This is a genomic window from Spongiibacter sp. (genome assembly GCF_984394615.1).
In genome coordinates this window covers 30,038-54,321 of the sequence record NZ_CFHTQA010000002.1, presented here as the reverse complement: position 1 = coordinate 54,321, position 24,284 = coordinate 30,038, and the positions used below count along the sequence as shown (strand labels likewise).

Annotated in this window: 25 protein-coding genes; 13 read left to right on the top strand and 12 right to left on the bottom strand. The window is 56.9% G+C overall.

Annotated features, from left to right (window positions below; genetic code table 11):
* The first annotated feature begins 12 nt into the window (after positions 1 to 12).
* Both hslU and AC5DB9_RS01355 read left to right on the top strand, forming a co-directional pair.
* Positions 13 to 1,329: an ATP-dependent protease ATPase subunit HslU gene (hslU, locus tag AC5DB9_RS01360; protein WP_272993809.1), complete on the top strand. Its 1,317-nt coding sequence runs from the start codon at positions 13 to 15 to the stop codon at positions 1,327 to 1,329.
* Between the two features lie 15 nt (positions 1,330 to 1,344).
* The gene (locus AC5DB9_RS01355; RefSeq protein WP_272993810.1) at positions 1,345 to 1,746 is read left to right on the top strand and encodes a gamma-butyrobetaine hydroxylase family protein; all 402 of its coding nucleotides are present in this window, start codon (positions 1,345 to 1,347) and stop codon (positions 1,744 to 1,746) included.
* Here the strand turns inward: AC5DB9_RS01355 and AC5DB9_RS01350 are convergent.
* Positions 1,743 to 1,985: a hypothetical protein gene (locus AC5DB9_RS01350; RefSeq protein WP_022959206.1), complete on the bottom strand. Its 243-nt coding sequence runs from the start codon at positions 1,983 to 1,985 to the stop codon at positions 1,743 to 1,745. The genes AC5DB9_RS01355 and AC5DB9_RS01350 overlap by 4 nt on opposite strands.
* Before the next feature lie 105 nt (positions 1,986 to 2,090).
* On the bottom strand, positions 2,091 to 3,476 hold the full coding sequence (locus tag AC5DB9_RS01345; RefSeq protein ID WP_022959205.1) for a PhoH family protein: 1,386 nt from the start codon (positions 3,474 to 3,476) through the stop codon (positions 2,091 to 2,093).
* A 373-nt stretch (positions 3,477 to 3,849) separates the two neighbouring features.
* Between AC5DB9_RS01345 and AC5DB9_RS01340 the strand changes: the two genes are divergently transcribed.
* On the top strand, positions 3,850 to 5,766 hold the full coding sequence (locus AC5DB9_RS01340; RefSeq protein ID WP_272993811.1) for a VacB/RNase II family 3'-5' exoribonuclease: 1,917 nt from the start codon (positions 3,850 to 3,852) through the stop codon (positions 5,764 to 5,766).
* Here the strand turns inward: AC5DB9_RS01340 and asnS are convergent.
* Complete coding sequence (asnS, locus tag AC5DB9_RS01335; RefSeq protein WP_272993812.1) at positions 5,763 to 7,160, bottom strand: asparagine--tRNA ligase; 1,398 nt, start codon at positions 7,158 to 7,160, stop codon at positions 5,763 to 5,765. The genes AC5DB9_RS01340 and asnS overlap by 4 nt on opposite strands.
* A 140-nt stretch (positions 7,161 to 7,300) precedes the next feature.
* Between asnS and AC5DB9_RS01330 the strand changes: the two genes are divergently transcribed.
* The 5 genes from AC5DB9_RS01330 (at position 7,301) to AC5DB9_RS01310 (ending at position 10,870) form a co-directional block, all read left to right on the top strand.
* Positions 7,301 to 8,035: a glycerophosphodiester phosphodiesterase family protein gene (locus tag AC5DB9_RS01330; RefSeq protein WP_272993814.1), complete on the top strand. Its 735-nt coding sequence runs from the start codon at positions 7,301 to 7,303 to the stop codon at positions 8,033 to 8,035.
* Positions 8,028 to 9,203 carry a glycerol-3-phosphate dehydrogenase/oxidase gene (locus AC5DB9_RS01325; RefSeq protein ID WP_272993816.1) on the top strand — a complete coding sequence of 392 codons (1,176 nt, stop codon included), beginning with the start codon at positions 8,028 to 8,030 and terminating at the stop codon, positions 9,201 to 9,203. Before AC5DB9_RS01330 ends, AC5DB9_RS01325 begins: the two co-directional genes overlap by 8 nt.
* Before the next feature lie 263 nt (positions 9,204 to 9,466).
* The gene (locus AC5DB9_RS01320) at positions 9,467 to 9,589 is read left to right on the top strand and encodes a hypothetical protein (RefSeq protein WP_022959200.1); all 123 of its coding nucleotides are present in this window, start codon (positions 9,467 to 9,469) and stop codon (positions 9,587 to 9,589) included.
* Between the two features lie 348 nt (positions 9,590 to 9,937).
* Positions 9,938 to 10,312, top strand: coding sequence for a PPOX class F420-dependent oxidoreductase (locus AC5DB9_RS01315; RefSeq protein ID WP_022959198.1), 375 nt, complete (start codon positions 9,938 to 9,940; stop codon positions 10,310 to 10,312).
* Positions 10,313 to 10,411: 99 nt separating this feature from the next.
* Positions 10,412 to 10,870 (top strand): Mpo1 family 2-hydroxy fatty acid dioxygenase, encoded by a 459-nt coding sequence (locus AC5DB9_RS01310; RefSeq protein WP_022959197.1) that lies wholly within the window; start codon positions 10,412 to 10,414, stop codon positions 10,868 to 10,870.
* Positions 10,871 to 10,873: 3 nt separating this feature from the next.
* On the opposite strand, the gene AC5DB9_RS01305 is transcribed toward AC5DB9_RS01310, so the two are convergent.
* Both AC5DB9_RS01305 and AC5DB9_RS01300 read right to left on the bottom strand, forming a co-directional pair.
* Entirely contained in the window at positions 10,874 to 11,638 is a 765-nt protein-coding gene (locus AC5DB9_RS01305) for a methyltransferase (RefSeq protein ID WP_374961798.1), read from the bottom strand.
* Between the two features lie 246 nt (positions 11,639 to 11,884).
* Positions 11,885 to 12,085 carry a YdcH family protein gene (locus AC5DB9_RS01300; protein ID WP_022959195.1) on the bottom strand — a complete coding sequence of 67 codons (201 nt, stop codon included), beginning with the start codon at positions 12,083 to 12,085 and terminating at the stop codon, positions 11,885 to 11,887.
* Positions 12,086 to 12,311: 226 nt separating this feature from the next.
* Between AC5DB9_RS01300 and AC5DB9_RS01295 the strand changes: the two genes are divergently transcribed.
* Entirely contained in the window at positions 12,312 to 13,439 is a 1,128-nt protein-coding gene (locus AC5DB9_RS01295) for a nitronate monooxygenase (RefSeq protein ID WP_022959194.1), read from the top strand.
* A 26-nt stretch (positions 13,440 to 13,465) separates the two neighbouring features.
* On the opposite strand, the gene AC5DB9_RS01290 is transcribed toward AC5DB9_RS01295, so the two are convergent.
* Entirely contained in the window at positions 13,466 to 14,089 is a 624-nt protein-coding gene (locus tag AC5DB9_RS01290) for a riboflavin synthase (protein WP_022959193.1), read from the bottom strand.
* A gap of 107 nt (positions 14,090 to 14,196) precedes the next feature.
* Between AC5DB9_RS01290 and AC5DB9_RS01285 the strand changes: the two genes are divergently transcribed.
* On the top strand, positions 14,197 to 14,451 hold the full coding sequence (locus tag AC5DB9_RS01285) for a DUF1145 domain-containing protein (RefSeq protein ID WP_022959192.1): 255 nt from the start codon (positions 14,197 to 14,199) through the stop codon (positions 14,449 to 14,451).
* Positions 14,452 to 14,526: 75 nt separating this feature from the next.
* Positions 14,527 to 15,321 (top strand): ParA family protein, encoded by a 795-nt coding sequence (locus AC5DB9_RS01280; protein WP_022959191.1) that lies wholly within the window; start codon positions 14,527 to 14,529, stop codon positions 15,319 to 15,321.
* Between the two features lies 1 nt (position 15,322).
* Here the strand turns inward: AC5DB9_RS01280 and AC5DB9_RS01275 are convergent, their stop codons facing one another.
* From AC5DB9_RS01275 to AC5DB9_RS01255, 5 genes are all read right to left on the bottom strand, one after another.
* A complete protein-coding gene (locus AC5DB9_RS01275) occupies positions 15,323 to 15,784 on the bottom strand; it encodes an LEA/WHy family protein (RefSeq protein WP_272991403.1) in 462 nt (153 codons plus the stop codon).
* 68 nt (positions 15,785 to 15,852) lie between these two features.
* On the bottom strand, positions 15,853 to 16,524 hold the full coding sequence (locus tag AC5DB9_RS01270) for a YiaD family glycine zipper/OmpA-like lipoprotein (protein ID WP_414711319.1): 672 nt from the start codon (positions 16,522 to 16,524) through the stop codon (positions 15,853 to 15,855).
* A 137-nt stretch (positions 16,525 to 16,661) separates the two neighbouring features.
* Complete coding sequence (locus AC5DB9_RS01265; protein WP_272991404.1) at positions 16,662 to 19,322, bottom strand: CehA/McbA family metallohydrolase; 2,661 nt, start codon at positions 19,320 to 19,322, stop codon at positions 16,662 to 16,664.
* An 83-nt stretch (positions 19,323 to 19,405) separates the two neighbouring features.
* Entirely contained in the window at positions 19,406 to 20,554 is a 1,149-nt protein-coding gene (locus tag AC5DB9_RS01260) for an alpha/beta hydrolase family protein (protein WP_272991405.1), read from the bottom strand.
* Between the two features lie 138 nt (positions 20,555 to 20,692).
* Positions 20,693 to 21,466: a ferredoxin--NADP reductase gene (locus tag AC5DB9_RS01255; protein WP_272991406.1), complete on the bottom strand. Its 774-nt coding sequence runs from the start codon at positions 21,464 to 21,466 to the stop codon at positions 20,693 to 20,695.
* 134 nt (positions 21,467 to 21,600) lie between these two features.
* Between AC5DB9_RS01255 and AC5DB9_RS01250 the strand changes: the two genes are divergently transcribed.
* Positions 21,601 to 22,479, top strand: coding sequence for a LysR family transcriptional regulator (locus AC5DB9_RS01250; protein WP_028968343.1), 879 nt, complete (start codon positions 21,601 to 21,603; stop codon positions 22,477 to 22,479).
* Positions 22,480 to 22,482: 3 nt separating this feature from the next.
* Here AC5DB9_RS01250 and AC5DB9_RS01245 read toward each other — a convergent pair whose 3' ends face one another.
* Positions 22,483 to 23,694, bottom strand: coding sequence for a multidrug effflux MFS transporter (locus AC5DB9_RS01245; protein WP_022959184.1), 1,212 nt, complete (start codon positions 23,692 to 23,694; stop codon positions 22,483 to 22,485).
* A 97-nt stretch (positions 23,695 to 23,791) separates the two neighbouring features.
* On the opposite strand from AC5DB9_RS01245, the gene AC5DB9_RS01240 reads away from it, so the two are divergent.
* Positions 23,792 to 24,283 carry a MarR family winged helix-turn-helix transcriptional regulator gene (locus AC5DB9_RS01240; RefSeq protein WP_022959183.1) on the top strand — a complete coding sequence of 164 codons (492 nt, stop codon included), beginning with the start codon at positions 23,792 to 23,794 and terminating at the stop codon, positions 24,281 to 24,283.
* Position 24,284 lies beyond the last annotated feature (1 nt).

Here is a 24,284-nt window from a genome sequence, read left to right as displayed (position 1 = left end):
CATGGAGTCATCATGTCAGTCATGACACCCCGAGAAATCGTTCACGAACTCGATAAACATATCGTCGGCCAGCAAGACGCCAAGCGCGCTGTGGCCATTGCCCTGCGCAACCGCTGGCGCCGTATGCAGCTCAGCGATGATCTACGCAGCGAAATCACCCCCAAAAATATCCTGATGATTGGCCCCACCGGGGTGGGCAAAACCGAAATCGCCCGCCGCCTGGCCAAGCTCGCTAACGCCCCCTTTATTAAAGTGGAAGCCACCAAGTTCACCGAGGTGGGCTACGTGGGCCGGGATGTGGAATCTATCATTCGCGACCTGGTCGACGTCTCATTGAAGCTGCACCGCGAGCAGGCGATGGAGCAAGTCTCTCACCGGGCACAAGATGCTACCGAAGAACGCATTCTCGATGCCCTGCTGCCGCCCGCACGCGGCGAGGGCGAGACCGACCGCGACAGTTCGACCCGGCAGATATTCCGCAAGAAACTGCGCGAGGGGGAGCTGGACGACAAGGAAATTGAGGTCGAGATAAGCGCGACACCCATGGGCGTGGAGATCATGGCCCCTCCCGGCATGGAGGAGATGACCAACCAGTTGCAGGGGATGTTCTCGCGTATGGGCGGCGACCGCAAAAAGACCCGCCGCATGACTGTAAAAGCCGCATACAAGCAGATTCAGGACGAAGAAGCCGCCAAACTGGTGAATGAGGACGAGCTCAAAGCCCGCGCGATCGAGGCCGCCGAGCAGAACGGTATCGTCTTCATCGACGAGATCGACAAGGTCGCCAAACGTCAGGAAAGCGGCGGCGCCGACGTCAGCCGCGAAGGTGTACAGCGCGATCTGCTGCCATTGATAGAAGGCTGCACGGTCAGCACCAAGCACGGCATGATCCGCAGCGACCATATTCTGTTCGTGGCCTCAGGCGCCTTCCACCTCAGTAAACCGTCCGACCTGATTCCGGAGTTGCAGGGCCGTCTGCCGATACGTGTAGAACTGTCAGCCCTCACCCCGGATGACTTCGAGCGCATTCTCAGCGAACCTCGCGCCTCCATTACCGAGCAATATCAGGCGCTGCTGGCCACCGAGGGGCTGAAAGTAGAGTTCACCGCAGACGGTATTCGCCGCATTGCCGAAACGGCTTGGGAAGTGAACGAGCGCACCGAGAATATCGGCGCTCGCCGCCTGCACACCGTAATGGAGCGACTGCTGGAAGAAGTCTCTTTCAGCGCAGGAGACAGTGGCGACAGCCTGACTATTGACGGCGCCTATGTCGACAAGCAGCTCGGCGAGCTATCTCAAGATGAAGACCTGAGCCGCTTCATTCTATAAGCCAACGAGGTCGACATGGCGAACGTGCCGCAGCAGATCAAGCTACATCGCAAATCCCGCGAGCTATCCCTGCACTACAAGGATGGCCGCGAACACCGGCTGCCTGCCGAATTCCTGCGGGTATATTCCCCTTCGGCAGAAGTTCGGGGGCACGGTCGCGGCCAGGAAGTGCTGCAAACGGGCAAGCTGAACGTGGAGATTATCGATGTGAAGGCGGTGGGGAACTATGCCCTGCAGCTGATTTTCGACGACGGTCACGACAGCGGCATTTATTCCTGGGACTATCTGGAAGAACTGGCCGACCAGCAGTCAGTACTGTGGGAAACCTATCTGCAGAGACTTAATGAGGCGGGCGCCAGTCGCGATCCGGACGAACAGATTGTTACCCTGTTCGACCCGGCCGCCAAACCCCATTAATCGCGCAAACAGATGGCTGGACGCAGGTTAACGCCGCCATCTTCTTCGAGCACACCAACATTCATACCGGTCGTGTTTTCTACCACCACCAGTGGCGGCTGAAAGCGCGGACGGCGAATAAATTTGATTTGCCAGCCGAAGTTTTCGATACGACGAAGGGCTGCCCGCTGCGAATCGGTCAGCAGCTCTTCGAGATTAGCTGGCACGGGCTCAACACCAATGCGCTTCTCTTCCATCATGGCAACTCCTGTCAAAGAACGGTTCTCTTACTGCGCCCACATTACACCGGCTCAAACCAGTGCAGCAGCAGGGATAAACCCTATTGACAGGTGTTAGACGATGGCTCAGAGGTTCTCCTCGGCGAATGCAGCCAAGCGCGAACGCTCAATACCATTCACATGCATAATGCCCGCGTGGGGGAAGTTTTTACTCTTTTCAACCAGATAGGTCAGGCCCGAGGTCAGCGGGGAGATGTACTTGTTATCGATCTGAGCAAGGTTGCCCAACACGACAATCTTCGAGTTGGCCCCGACCCGGGTAATGATCGACTTCAACTGAAACTGCGTCAGCCCCTGCGCTTCGTCAATCACGATATAGGCATTATTGAATGAGCGACCGCGCATGAAGTTAAGCGATTTAAACTGGATATTGGCCTTATCTTTAACGTAATCGATACTGCTAAACGGCGACTCATCCGTACCATGCAGCACCTCCAGGTTATCGTCAAACGCCGCCAGCCAAGGCGCCATTTTCTCTTCTTCGGTACCCGGCAGGAAGCCGATATCTTCAGCAATCGGCGGCGTCGATCTCGCCACAATCAGCTTGTCATAACGCTTCTCTTCAAGGATGGCATGCAGTCCGTAGGCCAGAGCAATCAGGGTTTTACCCGAACCGGCCGGCCCGGTCAGCACCGTCATATCAATACTGGGTTGAGAAATCAGGAAAAAGGCCATGGCCTGTTCCATATTGCGAGGCTGCAAGCCCCACATACTCTGGTGCATCAGTTGATCGCGACAGAGATCCAGCAAGGTAAGGCGATCGCCGTCCAGACTCTTCACCAATCCGACAAAGCCTTGATCGTCGTAGATAAACTGATTCACATGAGCCGCAGGCAGTAACGAGCGATCCAGAATATGTATCGTCTGGCTGCCTTCACGCTGGGTGTCGACGCTCTCGACCTTACTCCAGAAGTTGCCCGGAATGTGTTCATAGCCCTTGGCCATAAACTGAATATCGTCCAGTACGCGGTCGCGGCGATAATCCTCAACATTCTCCAAGCCCGAGCCTTTGGCCTTGAGCCGCATATTGATGTCTTTGGTCACCAGGCAAACATAGGCTTCGGGATTTTTGAGCTGCAAATGCAGCGCCACATTAATAATGCGATTGTCGTTGGCTTGCTGCTGGCTGCCATCCAGATAAGGGGCCGCAGTATCGTGGTTAATTAACTGGTCGGGGAATATCGCCAGGGTGCCCGCCCTGTCGCCCTCACGCATAGTGGGAATCTCCACCCCTTCCTGAATCTGTTTGGGATTGGCATTAAACAGAATTTTGTCGATGGCATTGATTGCAATACGCGCCTCGCGACTGACGTCCTTATCACGGCGATCCTTAATGTGATCCAACTCTTCCAGCACGGTCATGGGAATGACCACGCGATGTTCATGGAAGGCACTGAGTGCCATCGGGTCGTGCAGCAGGACGTTGGTATCCAGTACGTAGATTTTTTCCATCAGCGACTCTCTACAGGCAGGGGGAGGGAAAAACGGCAAAACGATTGGGTGAAAACCGGGGAAAAGCGGACAGTAAGAAGATGCGAACATTGGCTGTGTCGCGGGCCTGCTGCCAGAGGGGTACGGCAGCATTGAGAAGAAACTGGTGTCGGGCCGGGGGCCACTTCACGACGGGGCAAACGCGCGCTCCATGAACAACATCCACGCTTTCGATAGTTCACGTCGCCGCTCGGAATGTCAACCACTTATCATCGGACTCCGGATTCAGGGCGCAGCCCGGCAACGCTGTCACTGAGCTACGCAAGACGTCGGCGGCGATTTCGGCTACTCTATGGCCCCTTTGCTATCAGCCAATCCAAGGTACGCCCTCACCATGCTCGACCAGAACACCCTGCAACAGCTGCGCCAGCTGAAAAAAGACATTGAAGATAATAAAGATCAGGGCGAGGGCGAAGTGCGTGGCAGCCAGCGCCGCTTCGGCTTTGTCCGACTGGATGATGGCCGCGACGTTTTCCTGCCACCGGAAACCATGCAGCGCGTCTTCCCTGGCGATCGGGTGAAGGTGAATGTACTGACCGATGATAAAGGCAAATTCAAAGGCGAGCTGGAAAAGCTGATCGACAGCCCGCTGAAGGAATTTACCGGGCGCTATGTCGTGCGCGGCCAGGGCCACTTCGTCGAGCCCGATCTGCCCCGCTTTAACAAGCTGCTGTTTATTCCGCCCTCGGAGCGCAAGAAGGCACAGCCCGGTGACTACCTGCACTGCAAAGTGCAACGGCACCCTTGGCGCGACGGCAAGTCTCAGGTCAAGGTGCTGGCCCGTATCGGTGCACCTGACGACGCCGGCGTGGAAGGCAAGTATATCCTCTGTAAATTCGGCATCGACAGCCAGTGGCCCAAAGGGGCAGAAGCCGCTGCCGACAGCCGCAAAGAAAAGCGCGACGATCTTCGCGAGCACGGCTTTGTCACCATCGATTCGCCGGAAACCCGCGACATTGACGATGCCCTCTACGCCGAAGCCAATGCTCAGGGCTGGCGCCTGGATGTCGCAGTTGCCGACCCCGGTGCGTTCATTCCCGAGGATAGTGAACTCGACAAGGCCGCCCGCCAACGCGCCAGCACGGTTTATCTGCCCGGCTGCACCCAGCCTATGCTGCCGGAATCCCTCAGCCAACAGGCCTGCTCTCTGGTGGCCGACGAAGACCGCGCCGCCCTACTGTGCAGTCTTCAGGTCAGCCCCACGGGGGAGATCAGCGACGTTCAGTTTCGCGAGGTCCTCATTCGCTCAAAAGCCAAGCTGAGTTACGCCGACGTCGCCGAGCACTTGGCGGGCAACAACGCACTGCCGTATCCACAGCTCGATGCACTGAAAGCCGTCAGCGATGCACTGCGGCAGTGGCGCGACGCGAACAGTCTGATCATGCCCGAACAGGCGGACTTTCATTACACGCTTGACGACAAGGGCCACATCACCGCGATTGCGCGCCAGGATCGCAATGACGCCCACCGACTGGTGGAAGAATGCATGCTGGCCGCCAACCGCAGCGCCGCAGAATGGCTGATGGATCAACGCCCGGAGGGTCGCGCACTGTATAACGCTCACGCGGGCTTCCGGGAAGAGCGCCTCGACAGTGTACGCAAGCTGCTGCAACAGGCCCTGCCCGAATTAGCCGAGGCCAATATCGACACCCTCGATGACTACCGCAAGGTATTGCGCGCTGCCGCCAATGGCGACCATGCTTTGCCGCTGCGCAGCATCATGGCGCGCATGCTGCAGCCCGGCGAGCTCAGTGCAACCGCCAAGCCGCATTTTGGGCTGGGCTTCGACGCCTACAGCACCTTTACCTCGCCGCTGCGCAAATACAGCGATCTGATTGTGCAACGCTGCATCCGCGCCTGCCTTGACGGCAACAATGGCGGCGCCGCGAGCGATGAAGTACTGAGCACCATGCAGGAAAAATTGCGCAGCCTGCGTCAGGCCACCCGCGATATGGAGCAATGGCTGCTCTGCGAGTATTTGAGCAAGCAAGACAAAGATACGGTATATGAAGGACGCATCGCCCACCTGAATGGCGGCGGCTTTACCGTTGAGCTGAACGACACCGGCATCAGTGGCTTTGTTGAAGCGCGTTCCATTCCCGAAAAACTCAGCTTTGATGCCGACACCCTGCGGCTATTCAACGACAAGCAGCAGTTCCAGCTGGAACAGGCGGTGCAGGTCAAAGTGGCAGACGTCGACCCCTTCCAACGCAAACTGATGTTTGCGCTGGCCGAGTCGCCCGCCGCTTAAAAGTCTGCGTGCCGCGGCGTGCGCGGAAACGGTATCGCGTCGCGGATATTCTCCATACCGGTGATGTAGTTGAGCAGGCGTTCAAAGCCCAGCCCAAAACCGGCGTGAGGGACCGTGCCATAGCGACGCAGATCGCGGTACCACTCCAGCCCGTCCAAGCCCTGCTCTGCCATACGCTGGTCGAGCACATCCAGCCTCTCCTCGCGCTGGCTGCCGCCGATGATCTCGCCGATGCCCGGCGCCAGCACATCCATCGCCGCCACGGTTTTGCCATCGTCATTGAGACGCATGTAAAAGGCTTTAATGTCTTTGGGGTAGTTGCAAACGATCACCGGCCCGCCAACATACTCCTCGCAAAGATAACGCTCGTGCTCCGACTGCAAATCCAGCCCCCAGCTCACCGGATACTCAAACTTGCGCTTGGCGGACGACAACACCTTGATCGCTTCGCTGTAGTCCAGCCGAACGAACTCACTGCCCGACACCGATTGCAATCGCGCCAATACACCCTGGTCGACAAACTGGTTGAAAAAGGCAAGGTCATCTTCACAGTGCTCCAGCACCTGAGAGATCAAGTAGCGCAGGAAATCCTCGGCCAGTGCAGCGTCATCATTCAGATCGGCAAAGGCGACTTCCGGCTCCACCATCCAGAACTCCGCCAGGTGGCGACTGGTATTGGAGTTCTCTGCGCGGAAGGTCGGCCCAAAGGTGTAGACCTTGCTCATGGCGAGACAGTAAGCCTCGGCATTTAACTGCCCCGAGACGGTCAGGAAGGCCTCGCGACCGAAAAAATCCTCGCCAAAATCCACCCGCCCGTCATCCCTGCGAGGCAGGTTCGCCATGTCGAGAGTGCTGACCCGAAACATTTCACCCGCGCCCTCGCAATCGCTGGCAGTGATCAGCGGCGTGTTAATCCACTGAAAACCCCGCTCAAAAAAGTAGCGGTGTACTGCATTGGCCAGCACGGTACGCACCCTGGTCACCGCGCCAAACGTATTGGTGCGTGGCCGCAGGTGAGCCACACTGCGCAGGTATTCAAAGCTGTGCCGCTTTTTGGCAATCGGATAACTGTCGGGGTCATCCACCCAGCCGTAAACCTCGATTTCCGATGCCTGAATTTCAACCGACTGCCCCTTCCCCTGAGACGCTACCAGCTCACCACGCACCCGCAGGGAGCAGCCCGCCGTCAACCGCAGTACATCGCCTTCGTAATTCTCCAGTTCGCCGGGGGCGACGACCTGAATTGCCGCCTGGGCAGAGCCGTCATGTACGGCCAGAAAAGAGAATCCGCCCTTGGAGTCCCGGCGACTGCGCAACCAGCCCCGCACTTCAATCTGCTCGCCGATTTGCGCGTCCGACGCCGTCAGTAAAGCCTTGATGGATGTTGCCTGCATGGTGTCTCCCCAGTTGAGCGCTGGCTGATTAAAACAAGGGTGTATTGTGCATCACCCGGCTTTTTCCTGTCAGCAACACAAGCTACAGTGGATACTATTCAGCGGCACGAGGGTGTGCTGCTGGCGATCAGGAAAACACTATGCAAGCCGATAATTTTGTCGCCCACCGAGGCTGGCGCCAGCGCTACCCCGAAAACACCTTGCTGGCCCTGCGCGAAGCTGTATTGGCCGGTGCGGTGAATATCGAGTTGGACGTCCAGCTCAGCGCTGACGGCGAGGCATTCATCTTTCACGACCCCACACTCAACCGTCTCTGCGACCGGGAGGGTCTGATCTGGGACTATCCCGCAGACGCCCTCGCCAAGCTTTCCGCCCATGAGCCTTGCCGACTTGGCGACCAGTTTGAGGGCACACCACTGAGCCGTCTCCGTGAACTGGCATCGCTGTTGCAGGACCATCCCGGTGTGGACGCCTACGTCGAGCTCAAGGGCGAGAGCCTGATGCAATTTGGCTGCGGCCCGATGTTGGATGCCACGCTCAGCGCGCTGGCAGGCATTGAAGAGCGCTGCGTGCTGATCAGTTTCGAGCTGGAGGCTCTGCTGGAAGCCAAAACACGAGGCTGGCAACGCTGCGGTGCGGTTTTCGATTATTGGCCTGACTGGCAACTGGCATCACTGGCTGAACTTGCACCCGAGGTCGTCTTTATTGACAGTCACTGCATTCCCGTGGAGGCCAACCTTCGGCAATTGCCTTTTCCACTCGTGGTCTACGAGGTGGGCAGTCTGCTGGAAGCGAAGGATTGGCTGGCTCGCGGCGCGGCGGGCATAGAAACTTTTCTGATTGGCGAACTGCTTGAGGAGGCCAAACTTGTCTGACCCTTTCGACACGGAGATCGCCATTATTGGCGGCGGCATTCACGGCGCGGGCATCGCCCAGGCCGCCGCTGCGGCAGGCTATCGGGTCAGTCTATTTGAACGCGATCGCTGGGCGGCGGGCACCTCCCAGCGTTCCAGCAAGCTGATTCATGGCGGTTTACGCTACCTTGAGACAGGCCAACTTCCCTTGGTCTACCACAGCTTGCAAGAGCGAAAATTTCTGCTCCGCAATGCGCCCGATCTCGTCAAGGCCGTGCCGTTTTATATTCCTGTCTATCGCGACAGCAGTCGGCGACCTTGGCAGATCTTTGCCGGACTGAGCCTGTATTGCCTGTTGAGTGGCGGCAGCAAGCTGGGACGCTTCCGGCGCCTCTCCCGCCAGAGCTGGTCCAACCTTCCGGGCTTGAAAACCGAAGGACTGCAAGCCGTTTTTCAATACTGGGATGGCCAGACTGACGACCGTTTGTTAACGGAGGCTGTCGTTAGGACTGCTCAGTCACTCGGCGCCGAACCACTGAGTGGCTGGGAGTTAGTCTCGGCAAAACGCCTTGACGACGGCTATCAGATGGAGCTGCGCAACCAAGCGGGGGAACAGCGGCAGGGCCGGTGTCGGTGCCTGATCAACGCAGCCGGCCCCTGGATCAATGACTGTGCCCATCGCATCGAGGGTGCCCCGCAACTGGGCATCGATCTGGTGCGGGGCAGCCACATTGTGCTCACTCCCAAACTGAGTACAGGCATACTCTATCTAGAGTCACCATTGGACCAGCGCCCGTTATTCGTGATGCCCTGGGGAGAACACAGCTTGGTTGGTACTACCGAGCAATTGCACACCACCAGCGCCGATCAGGTTTCCGCAAGCGACGAAGAAATTGCCTACTTGCTTCAGGCTGTGGAGCACTATTTTCCGAATACCGAGACAACGCTTTTGGATGCCTGGGCCGGTCTGCGCGTCCTTCCCAAAGCTGACGGCTCAGCCAACAAACGACCGCGCGATACGATTCTGCTCTGCGACGACGATCGCGCCCCCAATGTCATTGCCGTCTACGGCGGGAAACTCACCGCCTACCGCCACACCGCCGAGCGCTGCATTCAACTGGCCAGCCGAAAACTGGGGGGGCGAGAGGCCATCGCTGACACCCGAAAACAGCCTCTGTCGAAGGCCTGAACCCTAGTGACAGCGGCATTTTTCCTTGTATTACAACAATTTAAGCAAAGTGCCATGATTGCAGGACCTTTACCGCATTGTGAACTTTTGCTTAGAAAACCACTAACCAACTGTTTTTATTGATTTTTTATAAAAAATCCCAGCTTAAATTTCGTCATATTTCGTCGCTGACGCGCGAGATTGATCAACTTGCCTGTAACCCCGTTTATGGCCTGTTCTCCCTATACTGACCCCGTCATCAAGACAAACACAGGAGAAACACCATGAGCCACAGCATTAGCATTCAAGAAGTAAACAAAGCCGAAGCCATTGCCGACGTTGCCGCACGTGTTGCCATGGCCGCCATTGTTGCCGCCGGCTTCATTGCCTGCCTGGTTGCACTGTAAGCAAACGAAATCCGCAACTCCATAGGAGAGAGACCATGAGCCACAAGATTGAAGTCGCTGCCGACATCGGTGCACGCCTTGGCCTGTTAGGCATTGTTACTGCTGGCCTTAGCGTCTGCCTGATGGCACTGTAAACCGTAATCACCACTGACGCTAAGTCATCACTATCGACAGGCAACAAACTGTGCACACCGTTCATCCAGTACCGCACAGTGATCACCGCTAAACAGGACCGACTACCCATCCTGCGGCAAGGCTACTGAACATCGTCATCACGCCGAGCCATCCGCCCGCTATTGCACAGCGGGCGGCTTTCTGTTTTTCTCTTCGCTTCACAAGAGGCGAGCCATGCAGACACTCCACACGCAGTCCTACCTTTTACTCAGCACCCGCAAACGCGATGGCAGCTGGGTCGCCACACCCGTATGGGCCGCGGGCGACGCTCATCAACTCTTTGTCGTCTCAGAAGGTAAGGCGGGAAAAATCAAACGACTCCGCAACTTTGCCGACATCAGACTGGCTCCCTGTACCGTCACCGGGAAGCCCTTGGGGCCTGAAATTGCTGCGCAGGGCTTTGTCCTTGACGACACAGACGCCGGAGAAGCCCATCGTCAGCTGTTGAAAAAATATGGCTTACAGATGCGTTTATTGGACTTGGCCGCCTGGCTGAGCGGAAAAATACGCAAACGCCGCTACATTCGCATTGATTTGCCCAAGGACTGACCCCAGCGCCACACAAAAGGGTGTCAGTGCAGTCATTGCCAACAGCAATGCACAGTTTGTATGGTTGTGTGTTGTAATCATTTGCGACGAGAGATTCCCATGCGCACTCTGGAACAGTGGCTCGATGAATATAGCGATGCCCACCAAAATCCCCGCAACAAACAAATACACTACTGGTGTGTACCCGCCATTGCGGTAACCACAGTAGCGCTGCTCTGGCTTGTCCCCATTCCGGGCACACCGGCCAATCTCGGGCAATTGACGCTGATTGCCGCGATGTTTTTCTACGGCTACCTGTCAAGCAAGCTGGCACTGGGTATGTTACCTCTGGTGCTGGCGATGGCCGCAGGGATTGTCGCCTACCAACAGCATGTAGCGCTGGCGATGTGGATTCCCGCGGCGATCATCTGGATTGTTGCCTGGTTCCTGCAGTTTGTCGGACATAAAGCTGAAGCACAAAAGCCCTCATTCTTTACCGATGTTCTGTTTCTGCTGATTGGCCCACTTTGGATTCTCGGCGCGGTCTTCGACAAGCTCGGCATCCGCTACCGCCACTGAGTTTCAGGCGCGTCGGCATAACAGGTGCACGTAGCGCCCGAGAGCCCAGAATGGCTCGCGGGCGCCGTATTGCCAATCAATAGCGAGCATATCGTCAACACTGCGCTCCGCCCTCAGGCTTCTCGACATCATGTCGTAACTTAGACGCACACCCCGACGCGCGACAATTTCCAACCCCCGTGCCTGCAATGCATTAATCACCTCTACCGGATCTCTTGGCTTTGGAGGGGTCAGCCCACCGGGATGCCCGGCAAAGTCTTCGTCTCGCAGCTTGTAGAGATTACCCTTGATCATATTCCCCATAATCAAGGCATTGAGATTGTAGAACATCAACGACATATAACCGTCAGGCGCCATTCCATCGGTGAGAGCGTCCAGCACCGCCTCCATATCGCCCACCCATTCCAGCACGGCGTGACAAATCACCAGGTCAAACGGCGCATCGATGGCTAACGCCTGAATGGGCGACTGAACCAGTGACAACTGGCCACTGTCGGAGTATGCCGCGAGTTCCGTCGCGGCCAGTGCCAGCATATCGCCCGACACGTCATTGAGTACTACCGACTGCCCTCGCTCCAGACAGTCGGCCGACATCTGACCGATCCCTCCGCCGGCATCCCAAACCCGGATATCAGGCGCCAGCAGGCGTTCCGGCAATTGCTCCTGCAGTTCCCGGCGACAACTGGCCAAACGCAGCTCACCTTTTGGGCTGTGATAAATATTGCGGTGGAAGCGCTGGGCAATACCGTCGAAATTGCGGTCAGACATGGTGATAAACAATCTTGCGAGGAATCGCGAGTGTAAGGGCTCGCTTGGCGCGGAGCAACGCTGGTGCACGAGGGCCAGAAACAGAAAAGCCGGTGCGTGGCACCGGCTTTAGAATATTTGACATCCACTGTCGCACTCAATCCGTTGAATGCCGACGTCGTCCTGACGTTTTTAATTAGACCACTACTAGAAAAATCAAAACAGTCGCTATAAGCACCACGATTTGTGAGAGATATCTCACAAACATCAGGCATCCATGTCGGGAATCAAGCCGCTCTTCATCCGCTCAATGGTATCGCGCAACATCAGCTTCTCTTTTTTCAGGCGGCGCAACAGCAACTGGTTTTGCCAGGGGTTTTCCGACAACTGAGTGATCTCATCATCCAATGCCCGATGGCGGCGTTGAAGGAGCAGCAAACGTCCGGCGGGAGACAGACAGTTATCCATAGTTGTGGGCCAGATCCTGTGGCTGGAGAGGCAGCGGAATGTCTATTTTTACTCTGGCATCACCCGTAAAACAAGCGCGGCCAGCGTGTCCTCTGATCTTTTTCGTCACTGGGCATTGATAGCTTAGGCCATTGTTGGCGCTCACGCGCTTGGCAATACTGTCGGCCACTATCAACAGACCTGCGCGGTGCAGGTACAACAAGTACGTTCAGACAGAGGTTACATCATGCAAACGGAACTTTGTAAGAAACTGGGTATTGAATACCCTATCTTTGCTTTTACCCACTGCCGTGACGTGGTGGTGGCCGTCAGCAAGGCCGGCGGCATTGGTGTACTCGGTGCGGTAGGTTTTTCTCCCGAAGAGTTGAAAGAAGAACTGGACTGGATTGACGAGCACATTGGCGACCTGCCCTACGGCGTCGATATTGTTATCCCGCAAAAATACGAAGGCATGGGCGACATGAGCCCGGAAGACCTTGAGAAACAACTGTGGGACATGGTGCCGGAAGAGCACGTCGAATTCGCACAAAAACTGCTGGCTGATCACGGCGTACCCGAGTGGCCAGACGGCACCAAGAGCATGGGGCTGCTGGGCTGGACTGAAGCCACCGCCACCCCACTGCTGGAAGAAGCACTGCGCCGCCCGAAGTGTAAGCTGATCGCCAATGCACTGGGCACTCCGCCGGCTGAGAAAGTTAAACAAATCCAAGACAGCGGCCGCCTGGTAGGCGCGCTGTGCGGCAAGGTAAAACAGGTCAAATCACACGTTGCTGCGGGTCTCGACTTCATCATCGCGCAGGGTGGCGAGGGTGGCGGTCACACCGGTGACGTCGGCTCGATCGTGTTCTGGCCACAAGCCGTTGCAGCGGCTGAAGGCATTCCCGTACTGGCGGCCGGCGGTATCGGCAACGGCAAACAAATGCTGGCAGCGATGGCGATGGGCTGTGCTGGCGCCTGGACCGGCTCTCTGTGGCTGACCGTGGAAGAAGCACACGCTGAACCCGCGCAGAAAGAATCTCTGCTCAAGGCCACCAGCGAAGACACCGTGCGTTCACGCTCCTGGACTGGCAAGCCCTGCCGCATGCTGAAGAACGAATGGACCAACGCCTGGGCGACCCCCGGCAACCCGGAGCCCCTCGGCATGCCGCTGCAGGGTCTGGTAACGGGTGACGGTATTCGACGCACCGCAAAATATGCGGCCGTAGGCGAGTGCCAGAAGGTCGCATTTAACCCCGTTGGCCAGGTGGTTGGCCAGATCAACGAAGTGGAATCTACCCGCAACGTGATCTTCCGCCTGATCACCGAGTATGTTGACGCGCTGGAGCACGTTAACAGCCTGATGCCCGAGGCCTAATAAGCTTCGCTGCGGCGGCGCAGAGCTTACTGCGCCGCCTCTCTTTCTGCCAATACCCGCTCGACCGTATCAACAATTACCTGCGTCTGGCGATCCACTTCGATGTTCACTTCTGCCCCCACCGACAGCGCGCCGAGATTGGTACTGCGCAAGGTTTCCGGGATCAGGCATACCGAAAATACCCCGCGACTACTGTCCATGCTCGCCACGGTAAGGCTGCAGCCGTGCAGTCCGATAAAGCCCTTGCGAAACACATATTTCACCAGCGTTTTCGGCAGCTGGAAAAACAGCGTCAGATTATTTTCACTGCGCTCCACAGCCGTCACAACGGCTCGGCCATCCACATGCCCCGAAATCAGGTGCCCCCCGATCTCCGCCCCCTGTTTGGCGGATCGCTCCACGTTCACCAGATCGCCGACGGCAAGCTGCCCAAGCGTGGTCAAAGACAGGGTCTCCTGCATCGCATCAAAGTGGACACGATCATTTTCAATGCGTGTCACCGTCATGCACACGCCGTTCAGCCCCACGCTGGCACCGATCTCCAGCCCATCGCGCAGCACCTCTGGCAGCGCCATAACAAAGCGTCGCAGCCCCGGCTCTTCAGTCAAACCACTGAGCGGATACGCCCCATGAACAATACCGGTATACATCGCTGGCCCCCTGTGCAGTAAAACGGCAAAATACCTCAGCCCTGCATTATGCGCGGCCAGCCAACAAGAACAATACTGAATACGAGGCAAGTATGGGACTACGTATCATGAACGCCGTCACTCTGCTCTTCTGGGTGGCATTCGTCGTCAATTTCTTCCAACCGCTAGTCGGCGAAAACAGCCACTGGATCAGCTGGGTAGGCTATGCACTCCTGGCGGCCCATTTTGGTGAGTGTCTGTTTTTCCGCAAAGAGCTACACCGAGACTACCAAGGCAAGCTCGCCGCGGGTTATATCACCGTGCTGCTGCTTGGCTTTGGTCGCACTTCACACTGGCTCAACGAGCGCAAAAGCGCCGCCTGAGTACAGAGTCGTAGCCCGCTTTACGCAGAGCTGCTAGCATTAATGACTCCAGTCAATGTGCAATAGGGCCAGACAATGAAGCGGGTGATTTTCAATCAGAAAGGCGGTGTTGGTAAAACCAGTATCAGCTGCAACCTTGCGGCAATCAGCGCGTGGAAAGGCGCCAAAACACTGCTGATTGATCTCGATATTCAAGGGAATAGCAGCGAATACCTGGTCGGCGAGCAATTCCGAGACCTGGAAGACAACGCTGCCAGTTTCTTTAAGCAGAAACTGAGCCTGTTCGGTAAAAAGAGCAAGGACGCGGGCGACTGCGTTTACGAAACCGAATTTGAAAACCTTTATCTGATGCCCGCCAGCCCCGAGCTGGCCGTGATTGAGCGCGAGCTGGAAAGCCGGCACAAGATATACAAGCTGCGCGATGCACTGGCCGAGCTGGAAAAAGAGTATGAGTACATCTACATCGACACGCCGCCAGCGCTCAACTTCTACAGTCGATCCGCGTTGATTGCCGCAGACAGCCTACTGATTCCTTTTGATTGCGACAGCTTCTCACAGGGCGCGCTGATGGGCCTGCTGGAGACTGTTGAGGAAATTCGTGAGGACCACAATCCCGGGCTGACGCTGGAAGGTATTGTGGTTAACCAGTTCCAAAGTCAGGCGAGCCTGCCCACGCAACTGGTTGAGAAACTGAAGGCCGATGGCCTGCCGGTTTTTGAGCCCCATCTGAGCAGCTCGGTCAAAATGAAGGAATCACGCAATCGGCAGCTGCCGCTGATCCACATGGCGCCGTCACACAAGTTAACGCAACAGCTGGTGGCACTTCACGACAGCCTGACACCCAACAAAGGGCGCCGCAAACGCCGCTAGGCTATTTGGCGGGGGCGGTACCGATATTGACCACCCCGCTTTTCACCAAACTGACATCACCAAAGCCGAAATTGCCCACGTCCGCACTCAGATTAAGCGTGTACTCCAGTTCATCGCTGGCGCTGGTCATCAGGGTTTTCAGAAAACCCAGGCCACTGAGCAGATTGATGCCCACCGGAACTTCGATAACGGTTTGCCCATTAGCCGGCACCGAAATGGCCTCATTGAAGCGCCCGGATGCCAGCTTACTCCCCGCGATCTGCATGTCGTAGCGCAGGCGCCCCAGTTTCAAATCAAAGGCATTGGGGTTGTCCAGCTGCAAGCCAATCAACAGCTGCTGCTGCAAACCATTCGACGGACCGAGATTAATGCTGGTAATTGCCACTTCAGGCTTGCTGACGGGATTAAAAGTCGCACAGGCAGCCAGCAGCCATGTCGCCAGGAAAAGAGACAGTTTTTTCACAACAAGACCTTGTGGAATGGAATATCAGGTGGGGAAACGGGGCGCCGGGAGGCGCCCCTGCCGGAGCATTACTGCTGCATGGGCAGCATTTCAATTTCTACGCGGCGGTTCTGCGAACGGCCAGACGCCGTGCTGTTATCGGCAATCGGATCACGTGGACCATAGCCGGTTGAGCGGATACGACTGGCAGGAATACCCTGATTCATGAAGTATCTCGCCACACTGCCCGCACGCTGCTCAGAGAGCGACTGGTTGGTCTGGAAGCTACCGGTAGAGTCGGTGTAGCCGTTGATTTGCATCAGCGTCTTGTCGAACTCTTTGGCCACCATCACGACGCTGTCAAGCACGCTGGTAAAGCCGCCCTGAATCGCAGAGCTGCCGGTATCAAACGTAATGTTGCCGGGCATAATCAGCTTGATGCTGTCGCCTACACGCTGGACACCAACGCCTGTACCTTCAAGACGGGCACGCAATTTGGCTTCTTGGCGGTCCATATAGTAACCGTAACCACCACCCGCGGCCGCGCCCGCCGCGGCACCTATCCAGGCGCCTTGCTCGCGGTGATCCTTATCGGAAACCGCTGCACCCAGAATGGCACCACCGAGAGCACCCCAACCCGCCCCTTTCGCGGTGTTGCTGGCTTTTTCCTCGCCGGTGTACGGATCGATACTACACGCGGCCATAAATAATGCCGCACTCATCAGCGCCGCCAGGCGCACTGGTTTAGTCAAACGAATCATGATTCCCCCTGCTTGTTTTTACTGTTTCTACAGATATATAGCCTTTGACGAGATAATGGCACAGTGATTCCCGTAAAAAACAGCCACTATTCACATGCTGAAGTATTGTCCGAACTAATGACAAATGTATAGCTGGCTCAGTTCCCCAGCGGCTGCCAACGTCCGTTGCTGTCCGCATCGATATAGATGGGATTGCTCAGCGCCAGTGGCGATAAGCCCGGCAACATCTGCTGATAGCGCTCTCCTGCGGGTCCCTTCAACTCAACGACCACCCAAGCGTCATTCTCAACATGCAGCTCGATGGTTTTGTGATCGTTGCCACGGCAGGGTAGCTGTCGATAAATACGACCGTTTACCCACACCGTCATGCGGTCCACCGTCACCCAGGGTGCCGCGCGGACCTGCACATGCAGTTCGCCGCGCCGTCCTTCAAATCGCTCCCCGAGCCCCCGCTGCTGCTCACCATGACGGAGGGTGACGTCCATGAACGGCCCGGTTGTCATATAGCTGCGCCCCGCCGCCAGTGCCTCTACGAAGGACGCTTCACTGACAGGCAGAGGCCCCGACTCCGGCAAATAAATATAATTGCGTGGCGCCGCGGCCAACTGAGCCAGACCGTGGGTATCACTGTTACCCGTTGCACTACGACGCGCTCCCTGATTTAACAGTGAGAACCAGTCATCGCGCACTGCTTCGTATACGTCAAATTCGCTGCCGTTGAGCACTTCGAGCAAATCAAAATCGATATCGCGAGCACCACTGACCGGATCCACCGCCAGCAGGCTTTCGTTAGCAGGGCTGTTTAACAGTTCTCTGCGATCATATTCCCGCCCCACGGAAAGGTGTTCGAAGAACGCCAGATCTTTGTCCAGTGGCGCGGTAGAACGGGGGTGATTTAGCTGGAACAAGGCACCTGGATCACGACTTTTCACGTCGGCAATCACTTCACGCAGTGCCCGCCCCTCGACTTTGACCAGCCCGCCGGCGAACTCTTTTGGACGCGCACGCAGCGGAAAAGCATTGCTGTGGCCTATAGTGAACGGCGCTGCAGGGCTGTGAGAAAGCCCGGTGATTTCCGACCCTACAATCACCTGCACACGGTCACTCAAGCCCATCTTGGCCACGGTTCGGCGCGGGTCGACGATCCGGTTGTGCTCGCTCGCCACCAGTAACTCCGCACCCTGCGCGACAAAACTGCGCAAACGTTCAGGGAAGGGCAGTGCCGAATCGAAGCTGGCGCCGCTGTGAACATGAAGGTCAGCGCTGCGCCAGTCTTCACCAAACCAGACACGCCGCGGCGGACGAACAGGGAGCTGGCTTTGTTCCCCAGCCACCACGGTGAGCAGGTATTCGTCGACGTCATACTCGATCCCCCGCCCTACCAGCACCCGGTAATTACCCGCTGGCAATGCCACCGTTTCAGGATCCGAATCCACGCCGGCAAGATCAATACGATTGCTCTGGTCACTGCCTGGCAAGGGCTCACCGTCAAGCCGGAAACCCAGAAGGTCATCGCGGAACTCGGGGTCAGCGGTCTCCCCGAGGCCGTAGAAGTACAGACTCATCGGCGCACTGCGCGGCAATTTGAAGCTGCCCTTGCGATCAAACATCCAACGGCCACTGTCATTGCGGTTGTCGACTACCGACAGTTCCCGGGCCAGCATTTGCCCCCCCGGGCTGACGCCTTCAACACGCACCCGCATCGCCCGGTCTGGCAGACGTACCGTAAAGCTGCCATCGGCATCAGGCCGAACCTGCGTCACGGGAATCTGATCTTCATCGCGAATACTGAAGGAAACATCGGGGTGATTGCTGTAACCGCGCAACACCGGTCCACGATAAATCTGGTCCGTCACCGCCGCAACATCGCTGCGCTTGCCCACCACAATTCGAAAGCGAGCCAACAGCCGCTCATTTTTGTCGAGATCCATAAACTGGTTCTGAATCATCGACAGCCAGTTGAGACGCTCGCTTTGCAACCACAGCGGGCGGCTCATCCAGCCGTGCAGGCTGTAGTCGGGAAATACGGCCAGAAAGCGCGGCAGCGCCAGTCTCGTTCCACTCGCTTTAATTAATTCTGCGGACTGTAACTGCACCCCGTAGCTGATTCCGCTGGGATATTGCTCACTGCCGACCAGAATATTCCAGTCAGCCGGCATCAGTCCGGAAATCAAAGAGCCGGTATCGTGACGATCAATTTTACGGTGCTCAAACCCCAGGGTCGCCGACGGCGCATAGCTGGAATAGCTGAATGGCGACAACGAGCGCTGAGAATAGAGTGTAAACAAGCCGCTCATGCGAAGCGGCGCCCCGTCCGCTGTCCGGCGAATCTCCACCTCCATCTCCAGCGCGGTGCTGTCGGGAGTCAGGCGAAAACGCATAAGCTGTTGCAGGCCATCGCGCTGTCCCAGCGTGGTGATCTCCGCCTTAACCGCAGAAAGCTCTGCCTTGACGCGCTGCACGGGAATCGCCGTATCTTTGCTCAGGCCGGTGAGCAGGTTGGCATATGTCCACTGATCGTCGTCGCGGTCACAATAGCCGAGATCCACGAGACTGCCACCTCCGCGAACGATGCCCGCATCGTGCTCAACATCGCTCACCACGGCGCAGATCACACCATTCGACAGCCACCAATCGCCCACGCCACCAATGGCATCCGGGCCTCCACGAGGATAACTGTCCATGCGGTCGGCGTTCATACGCTCCGCCCGCAAAAGCGATTTGCGGACAGGCTCGCTCCCCATTTCCGGCGGGGGGAAAAATTCCGCCAGCGGCTCCTGCGCGAAAACCTTGCTCACAGAAAATCCTGCCGCCAATACACAAGCCAAACCGATTAGACGCAACGTCAATCCCTTATGCTGCACCACTGTACTCCGTCCGCTCAGGGTACACGCGGAGAGCTGAAGCGCACATGCACATCAGCTTGTTCCGACGGAAACTGTTGGCGGAGAAACTGCGAGGCATCCAGACGACGCTGCTCGCCGAGCGCAAACTGCTCCTCCAGAAAGGCAAACACCGCCGCGCGGGTCAACCAATGCTGGCGAATGGGGTTCATTGCAGAAGGCAGCGGGTCCAGCTCGCAGAGCCTCGGCTGCCGGTTGTAGAGGATTCCCTCTTCCACACTGCCAATTTCCGCGCTCCAGTCGTCGCCCTCGCTCTTCTCCAGCCCCTGCTTGACCTGATGGCAGCCAATGCTGTCCGGGTTATCCAGCCAGCGCAACCATTTCGCCATATCAGCAAAACCAGTGTGTGAGGCTTTATCAATACTCACCAAGGTAGCCCCGGGCACCTGCTCAGGCAGGTGTTGCGCGTTGTCTTCATAGTTCACCAGCGCATCGATTGGCGACGCAATCATCATGTAGGGCAGCGAGCGCTGGCGATAGAAATCTGGCGCAAACACATAACTTGGCCCGGCAATGGAAATCGCGGCGGCTATTCGAGGGTCGCGCATCCGGGGATGAAAAGCGGCCATTGTGGAGGTCATTCCGCCCAGCGACAGCCCCATCACCGCGATACGGTTGCTGTCTATGGCCTCGTAAAAGTCATGCCCTTTTTCCTGATCCCAGCTCAGAAACTGGTCGAGCAGAAAACGGATATCTCCCGGCTGATTGACGACATCCTTCACCAACGGGCCGCCGGGCGCGTTGAAATTAGTAAGGGGGTAATCCATGGCCGCAACAATGTAACCGTGACTGGCAAGCTGCTCAGCGAGGTAGGTGCCACCCGTGCGCGTCGACATAAAACCGTGGCTGTAAATAATCAGCGGCGCACGGCTGTGAATCGGATTGGGATGCCAGATGCGCGTCTTCAGTAACCGCTGATCGCTGCCGGCAAAATCACCATTCGCCTGGGTAACACGCGTGTCATCGGTAAGCGTGACATCAAAATAGCTGACGTCATAACTGCCGGGCATCAGCCATTGTGCTGTGACCGACTCGGCCGGCAATGGCTCCGGTCGCTCCGTGTAACGGAGCACGATCGCTGCAGCAACGATCAGAATAACAAGCGCAATCAGGATTTTCTTAAGCATACGACCACGGTCTTAGGCGAATAGAAAGCCGTAACTTAGCAAGAGCCGCAGCCTGACTCCACCAGCAGCGCGTGACATCCTAAAAAAAATGGCCCGATTCCGTCGAAATCAGGCCATAGATGCTTCGATACCCGGCAATCAGTGCTCAACAAACGCCCGCTCAATCACGTAGTGTCCGTACTCACCCGCGCGGGTTTCGCGAAAGCCCAAGCTATCCAGCAGGGTGCAGCTGTCTTTCAACATGGCCGGACTGCCACAGAGCATGAAACGGTCATGCTCGGGATTGAGTGCGGGCAGACCGATGTCCGCCATCAACTTGCCACTGCGAATAAGATCCGTCAGACGCCCCTGATTCTCGTATTTCTCACGGGTGACGGTGGGGTAGTAAGTCAACTTGTCACGGACTACCTCGCCAAAGTATTCGTGCTGAGGCAGATGGTCGCGAATGAAGGACTGATACGCCAGCTCACTCTCGTAGCGCACACCATGAGTCAAAATAATCCGGTCAAACTGTTCGTAAATATCCGGATCTTTGATAATGCTCATAAACGGCGCCAGCCCGGTCCCGGTTGCCAGCAGATAGAGATTCCGGCCCGGCAACAGGTTATCGGCAATTAGGGTTCCGGTTGGCTTGCGGCTGATCAGCACCTCGTCACCGACGGCAATCTTCTGCAAACGCGAGGTCAGTGGCCCGTTCGGCACTTTGATACTGAAAAACTCCAGCTCGTCCTCGTAGTTGGCGCTAACAATGCTGTAGGCACGCATCAGCGGGCGGCCATCCTGCGGCAAGCCAATCATGGTGAAATGGCCGTTTTTAAAGCGAAACGAGGGGTCGCGGCTGGTTTTGAAGCTGAACAGCGTGTCGTTCCAGTGGTGAACGCTGATCACTCGCTCGGCAATGATATTGCTCATCTCTCGCTCCTTTCTTCAGTCTCTGCACCCTGCACTTTCACCAAGGCAGGTGTTTGTCGTTGCAGTCACTGTACGGCGGAACTATTATATCGGCAAAACAACTTATATTGATTTTAATTATCGGCGATACAGATATGCACTACACCCTACGACAGCTCCAGGTGTTTCTCGCAGCAGCTCATACCGAAAATATCACCCGCGCCGCTGAACAGCTCGCCATGTCACAGTCGGCAGCGTCGAGCGCCCTGAAAGACCTGGAAACCCAGTTCTCTATCCAATTGTTCGATCGCATCGGTAAGCGACTGCAAATCAATGAACTGGGGCGGGCCCTTCGCCCACAGGCAGAAGCACTGCTTGATCAGGCAGAAGCACTGGAACGCGCGCTGCGCCAGCACGACCGGATCGGCGAACTGAATATCGGTGCAACGCTGACCATTGGTAACTACCTGGCCGTGGACCTGATGGCCGAATTTATCCAGCGCTATCCCAGCGCCAGCGTGAAACTCAATGTGGCGAACACCGAGACCATCAGTCAGCAAGTGCTGAACTTCAAACTGGATATGGGGCTGGTGGAGGGCGAACTGCAACATCCCGACCTTGAGGTCAGCAAGTGGCGAGAGGATGAACTGCAGGTGTTTTGCAGCCCGCGTCACCCACTGGCAACGAAAACCCTGCTGACTGACGACGACTTGCGCGGCGCTCAGTGGATTCTTCGGGAACCCGGTTCAGGCACGCGACAAGCCTTTGATCGTGCGATGTATGAATTGCTTCCCAGTATGGATATTCGTCTCGAGCTTCAGCATACCGAAGCCATCAAGCGGGCAGTGGAAAACGGCCTGGGCATCGGCTGCCTGTCTCAGGTATCACTGGAAGGCGCTATCGCCAGCGGCCGCCTTGTGGCGCTTAAAACCCCCGGAAGAGATCTGCGGCGCAATTTTTACTTTATTCTTCACCGCCAGAAATACCTCAGCGAGGGCATTATCCGCTGGCTTGAACTCTGCAAAACAAGCTAAGCCCTAGGCCGCCGAATGCTCCTTTTCCAGGATCTGTTCGAAGCGGCTGGGCCTTGGCAATGACAGCAACGCCAACAGGGCGCAAGCCACCATGGCAATACTCATTGGCCAGATCAATTCGCTGACAAAACGCGTGGAAATACCGCTGAGCACCGCACCAATCAGGTATTGCGCACTACCCAGCAGTGCCGAAGCGATGCCACTGTGGTGGGGAAAGAAGTGAAGGCAGCAAGCCTGAGAATTCCCCATCGCGCCACCCAGCGCTCCAATACTCAGCATCACCAGCATAACCACCAGCCAGAGCGGCGGATCAAAGGGCGTGGCGATAAGCAGCGCCACACAGGCACCACTCTGCAACAGCAGTGCCCCGAACAGAATTCTCGCTGGCGAGACCGTATTCAACAGGTAGGCATTGATGCGATTGCCCACTCCCAGCGTGATGATGTTGGCGGCAAACAGCAGTGAGAACATCGATTCACTCTGCCCATAGTGTTCAATGTAAACCAGTGACGAGTTCACCAGAAAACTCATCATCACAGCGAAACTCAAGCCCTGCGCCAGCAAATAACGCATGGCCATGCCGTGCCCCAGCACATGGCGATACCGCTGTAGGAGACTTTGTGGCGCCGCGCCCACGGCCACGTGTGGTCTCGCCGGACTGTGCAAAAAACGCCAGGTTGCCGCCAGCACAACCAGGGCGTACACCGTCAACACCACAAACACCGCCCGCCAGCCCGATAGGCTGAAAATCAACGTTCCCAATGCCGGCGCAATCCCCGGCGCAAAAATTGTAATCAGCGCGATCAGGGAAAACAGCTTCGCCGTCGCCTGGCCTTCCGTGTTGTCACGGATCATCGCCGGCACCACAACCGCGGCAAATCCACCACCAATGGCTTGCAACACTCTTGCGCCCCAGAAAACTTCCAGGGTATTCGCCCAGGCCAAGACCAGGCTGGCAGCAGCAAAAACGGCCAAACCAAGAAACAGTACCTGACGGCGCCCCCAGTAATCACTGAGTGGCCCGCCGAAAAATTGCCCCACACTCAAGCCGAGAATATACAGGCTGACGGTAATCGCGAGCTGCTGCACCGGCGCACCGAAATCCTCCGCAATGCTGGGAATCGTTGGCAAATACAGATCGATAGCCAACGGCGACATGGCGAATACTGCAGCCAGCAAAAAAATGAATGACAGAGAAACGGGGCGCGTGTTCATGGAAGCTCCAACAGCTAAGGAGCAGCATGGTAGCTAGGATTTATCTTTCCAGCAAGATAATATAGCTCGCCTCCCCGCTGACAAAGTTACCTCTGCAATGGACGATCGCCGCATAAGTATCCGCGAACTTAGAGAACATCAGCGCCACAACTGGCCCGCTGCCTACCGCAATAATCACCCAGCGGTACTGCGCCTACTCCGGGTTGCGGATGACTACCGGCGCCTCAGCGGCGAGCTGCTGAGTTCACTGTCGCTTCAGCATGGCGAGTTCAACGTGCTTGCCGCACTCAAGCGCCAGCCCTACCCTCACCGCGTGACGCCCACTGCACTGTGCAAAGCGCTGCTCATCAGCTCGGGTGGCCTGACCAAATTACTGAAACGCCTGGAAGCGGCGGGCTTAATTGAACGCCCGGAGAACCCGGAAGATGGCCGTAGCCAACTGGTTCAGCTGCGTCCGGAAGGAGCCCGGCTGGCCGAAGCCGCAATGACGAAGTTGTGCGATCTGCAAGCCACCTGGCTGGCCCCCCTCAACGAGGAGCAGCGGGGACAACTGGACCAATTATTGGAGTTGCTGGAAGACCGGCACTGAC

Excerpts from the sequence above, each read along its gene's own strand:
- AC5DB9_RS01315 (WP_022959198.1), top strand. The coding sequence starts at position 9,938 with ATGCAGACACTCCACACGCAGTCCTACCTTTTACTCAGCACCCGCAAA.
- AC5DB9_RS01310 (WP_022959197.1), top strand. The coding sequence starts at position 10,412 with ATGCGCACTCTGGAACAGTGGCTCGATGAATATAGCGATGCCCACCAA.
- AC5DB9_RS01300 (WP_022959195.1), bottom strand. The coding sequence starts at position 12,085 with ATGGATAACTGTCTGTCTCCCGCCGGACGTTTGCTGCTCCTTCAACGC.
- AC5DB9_RS01250 (WP_028968343.1), top strand. The coding sequence starts at position 21,601 with ATGCACTACACCCTACGACAGCTCCAGGTGTTTCTCGCAGCAGCTCAT.
- AC5DB9_RS01290 (WP_022959193.1), bottom strand. The coding sequence starts at position 14,089 with ATGTATACCGGTATTGTTCATGGGGCGTATCCGCTCAGTGGTTTGACT.
- AC5DB9_RS01355 (WP_272993810.1), top strand. The coding sequence starts at position 1,345 with ATGGCGAACGTGCCGCAGCAGATCAAGCTACATCGCAAATCCCGCGAG.
- asnS (WP_272993812.1), bottom strand. The coding sequence starts at position 7,160 with ATGCAGGCAACATCCATCAAGGCTTTACTGACGGCGTCGGACGCGCAA.
- AC5DB9_RS01295 (WP_022959194.1), top strand. The coding sequence starts at position 12,312 with ATGCAAACGGAACTTTGTAAGAAACTGGGTATTGAATACCCTATCTTT.
- AC5DB9_RS01350 (WP_022959206.1), bottom strand. The coding sequence starts at position 1,985 with ATGATGGAAGAGAAGCGCATTGGTGTTGAGCCCGTGCCAGCTAATCTC.
- AC5DB9_RS01330 (WP_272993814.1), top strand. The coding sequence starts at position 7,301 with ATGCAAGCCGATAATTTTGTCGCCCACCGAGGCTGGCGCCAGCGCTAC.
- AC5DB9_RS01270 (WP_414711319.1), bottom strand. The coding sequence starts at position 16,524 with ATGATTCGTTTGACTAAACCAGTGCGCCTGGCGGCGCTGATGAGTGCG.
- AC5DB9_RS01255 (WP_272991406.1), bottom strand. The coding sequence starts at position 21,466 with ATGAGCAATATCATTGCCGAGCGAGTGATCAGCGTTCACCACTGGAAC.
- AC5DB9_RS01240 (WP_022959183.1), top strand. The coding sequence starts at position 23,792 with ATGGACGATCGCCGCATAAGTATCCGCGAACTTAGAGAACATCAGCGC.
- AC5DB9_RS01260 (WP_272991405.1), bottom strand. The coding sequence starts at position 20,554 with ATGCTTAAGAAAATCCTGATTGCGCTTGTTATTCTGATCGTTGCTGCA.
- hslU (WP_272993809.1), top strand. The coding sequence starts at position 13 with ATGTCAGTCATGACACCCCGAGAAATCGTTCACGAACTCGATAAACAT.
- AC5DB9_RS01285 (WP_022959192.1), top strand. The coding sequence starts at position 14,197 with ATGAACGCCGTCACTCTGCTCTTCTGGGTGGCATTCGTCGTCAATTTC.
- AC5DB9_RS01305 (WP_374961798.1), bottom strand. The coding sequence starts at position 11,638 with ATGTCTGACCGCAATTTCGACGGTATTGCCCAGCGCTTCCACCGCAAT.
- AC5DB9_RS01245 (WP_022959184.1), bottom strand. The coding sequence starts at position 23,694 with ATGAACACGCGCCCCGTTTCTCTGTCATTCATTTTTTTGCTGGCTGCA.
- AC5DB9_RS01280 (WP_022959191.1), top strand. The coding sequence starts at position 14,527 with ATGAAGCGGGTGATTTTCAATCAGAAAGGCGGTGTTGGTAAAACCAGT.
- AC5DB9_RS01340 (WP_272993811.1), top strand. The coding sequence starts at position 3,850 with ATGCTCGACCAGAACACCCTGCAACAGCTGCGCCAGCTGAAAAAAGAC.
- AC5DB9_RS01345 (WP_022959205.1), bottom strand. The coding sequence starts at position 3,476 with ATGGAAAAAATCTACGTACTGGATACCAACGTCCTGCTGCACGACCCG.
- AC5DB9_RS01320 (WP_022959200.1), top strand. The coding sequence starts at position 9,467 with ATGAGCCACAGCATTAGCATTCAAGAAGTAAACAAAGCCGAAGCCATT.